The sequence below is a fragment of the Cecembia sp. genome (assembly GCF_007126775.1).
Lineage (GTDB): Bacteria > Bacteroidota > Bacteroidia > Cytophagales > Cyclobacteriaceae > Cecembia.
Map to the genome: position 1 here is coordinate 1 of NZ_SLAP01000145.1, position 3,411 is coordinate 3,411.

2 protein-coding genes are annotated in these 3,411 nt (G+C 40.1%); one reads left to right on the forward strand and one right to left on the reverse strand.

What is annotated here, in order from left to right; translation table 11 throughout:
• Positions 1–328: 328 nt before the first annotated feature.
• A complete protein-coding gene (locus QZT73_RS09755) occupies positions 329–1,084 on the reverse strand; it encodes an NUDIX domain-containing protein (protein ID WP_291783124.1) in 756 nt (251 codons plus the stop codon).
• Between the two features lie 224 nt (positions 1,085–1,308).
• On the opposite strand from QZT73_RS09755, the gene QZT73_RS09760 reads away from it, so the two are divergent.
• Positions 1,309–3,411: M28 family peptidase (locus tag QZT73_RS09760; protein WP_291783122.1), on the forward strand; the 2,103-nt coding region annotated here is incomplete at its 3' end.

The window sequence follows — 3,411 nt, forward strand, 5'->3', positions numbered from 1 at the left end:
ACCCAGACGTTAGGTGTAAATTGGCTAACCTGCAACCCGGCCTCTCGCTAAAAAGCTTTACAAAAGCTTTTTCATACGCTCGATCCTAGCTTTTTATCATAATGAACCTGTAATTCAATAGGAACAGAATTATGTAATTTGGGAATATGGATAAATTGGCCCATTACAAATTGGTAAAAATATTAGGGTGAGGTTTCAAACCTAATCCAGTGTTCACCTAAATTTCAGAGGTGCTGATAAGAGACTATGCCTAGAAGGGATTAAGAGTATAGTTCATTTCCCCCACTTTCTGCCAAAGTAAAGCCTGATGCTTAGCATCGGACCTTTTTTATGTAAAAAATAACCCACCTTCTTTCAAGACCTCCTTGTATTTTTCTTTATCAAAAGAATACAGGTATGGAGACTTATGGGCAACACCCCTTTTTACCTGATCGAGTTTATTTACAATTCCGGATTTTAGTATTTTCTTTTGGAAGTTTCTAGGATCGATCTTTTTCCCAAGAATGGCCTCATACATACGCATCATATCAGGCATAGTAAACTTTTCGGGAAGTAGATTTAACCCTATAGGTTGAAAACTCAATTCCAATCTGAGGGCATGAAGTGCTTTCTCCAGGATTTCATTATGGTCAAAAAGTAAATCGGGCACCTCTTTCAATTCCCACCAATCACAACTTTCAGATAGGTCATCTGGATTCGGAAACACTTCCTCATAATCTACCAGTGCATAATAGCCAACAGAAATAGCCCTTTCATACCATAATTCAGGTTGTATCAAATGGCCCAAAGCAGTTTTAATTCTTTCCAAATTGTATCTTTGCAAGCTTCCGAAAGTATGAAATTGGCGTAAAAAAATCTTATCCAAACCTGTGCGTTCTTTGAGAATCCTTTTGGCTGCATCATCTAATGATTCATCCTGCCTTACTGTACCACCTGGCAAACTATGATATGGCGTTTGTTTCCATTTCAACAATAATACCTTTAAAGCATTGTCATGGAACCCAAAAATCACACAATCCAGGGTTAGCTGGGGAACGAGCGCAAGATTTTCTAAGCTTACTTCTTTTTTACTTTCCTTTATCATCTTTTACAATAAGTCGACTTTGAAAATTCAGGCAATAATGAGATAATAATAAGCTTTTTTCGACAAAAAGAGCTAATATGATAGCGATTTTGATCAAAAACTGGTATAAAAATAAAAACAGTGCAATTTGCCAAACCAAAAATTTACCATTCAAAAATTATAATCTATCGATTAAAAGACAATAAATATATTTGTAAATCATGACCCATTAAAGAACAAAGTCCATGAAGAAACATTATTCACTTAGCTTAATTTTTGCAGCCAGCTTATGCTTTACTTTACAGGCCCAGTCCATAGACGGTTTCTCAAAGAATGCTGCTGAAAAACAATTGCAATCAGAAAATAAATTTAAAGAAGCTGTTGACTTCGGTAGCTTCAAATCCCACCTTGAAACGATTACGGAACATCCCCATACTGCGGGAAGCGAAGCCAATGAAAAGGTGAAAGACTACATGGTGGAAGTCATGAAAAATGCAGGATGGGATGTTCAGGTATATCCCTATGATGTCTACCTGACCAAAGGACAGGGAGAGTCATTGATTGAATTGGTTTATCCTATCCGTAAACCTTTGAATCAGCAGGAGTATATAGTCGATGACAACCCATATTCAAGGCATCCCGAGTTAAAAAAAGGTTGGAATGCATTTTCCGGAAGCGGAGATGTTACAGCTGAAGTAGTTTATGCCAATTACGGTACCAAAGCAGATTTTGAGAAATTGGAGCAATTAGGTGTCAATGTAAAGGACAAAATTGTCTTGGCACGCTATGGTGGCAATTTTAGGGGATATAAGGCTAAATTTGCAGCGCAATATGGTGCTGCTGGTTTGATCATATTTACCGATCCTGCAGATGCAGGCTATGTAAGAGGACCTGTATATCCTGAAGGGTTTCTTTTCAATGACAATTCCATCCAAAGAGGCTCCCTTTTGACCGTAGATTGGACAGGAGATGCTTTGACTCCATTTGAACCCGCGTTGCCTTTGGATAGTAAAACTAAGATCAAGAGGTTAGACCCGAAAGATGTCAAGGGCTTACACAGCATTCCTGTCACGCCTATCTCTTATGGCTCCGCCCAGGAAATATTGAGTAGAATGGATGGTAGACCAGTTCCTGCTAGATGGCAGGGAGGATTGCCGTTTACCTACCGTTTGGAAGGTGGACCTGATTTGCAGGTCAGGTTGAAAGTAGAACAAGAACAGGGGTTTGTCAGGGCCAACAATGTCGTAGGAACCTTAAAAGGTGCCACTCACCCTGATGAATGGATAATTTTGGGCTGCCATTATGATGCTTGGTCATTTGGCTCCACAGATCCCAATTCAGGTACAGCCATGTTATTGAGCATGACCGAAACCTTAGGGAAATTGGCATCAGAAGGTAATAGGCCTTCAAGATCAATTTTAATTGCCCATTGGGATGCAGAAGAACACGGTGTCATCGGTTCTACAGAGTGGGTTGAACAACTTAGAGATGAGCTCAACGCCAAGGCAGTTGCCTATATCAATTTAGATGCTGCCGTGGGTGGCAGGAACTTTGGTGCTTCCGCCTCTCCTACCCTTAAGAAAATAATTATGGATGCAGCCAAAGAAGTCATGTATCCGGACTCTGCCAAAACAGTTTATGAAATCTGGGCAGGCCAAAGAAGTGAACCGAACATTGGCAACCTTGGTGGAGGGTCAGATCATATTGCTTTCTACATGCACGCAGGTATACCTTCCATTAGCGGAGGTGCAGGTGGTCCTTCTCTTTATCATACCAATTATGACGACATGTACTTCTATGAAAAATTTGCTGATCCAAGTTTTAAAATGGGAGGAACAGTAGAACAATTAATAGGAATCATTGCGCTTAGATTGGCAAATGCCGACTTAATTCCTTATCAGCTGACACGCTATGCCAAGGATTTGGAGTTACACTTTGCCAATGCTGATAGACAAGTGAAATCCTTTGACACTGGCTTCCAAGGATTTGAAAAATCAAAAGCTGCGATAAGCGAATTGAAGGAAAGTGCAGAAAGTTTGGAAGGTGCGATTGCCAATATGTTGGCAACGGCTACTCCCGACGCAAAAAAAGTCAAAGACTTCAACAAAGACCTCATCGCTTTTGAAAAGAGCTTTATCGATCCCAAAGGAATGTATTTTGGGAATTGGTACCGTTCGTTATATGCCTCAAATGACCCATTTAGTGGTTATGCATCCTGGGTTCTTCCTGGAATTCAATATGAAATAGAAATCAAGTCGACAGATAGACTGGCAGAATGGGACGAGCGTTACAGTGCGGCCATTTTGGATCTAAAACAAAAAATGGATGCCTTACACGGAAAAATAAAC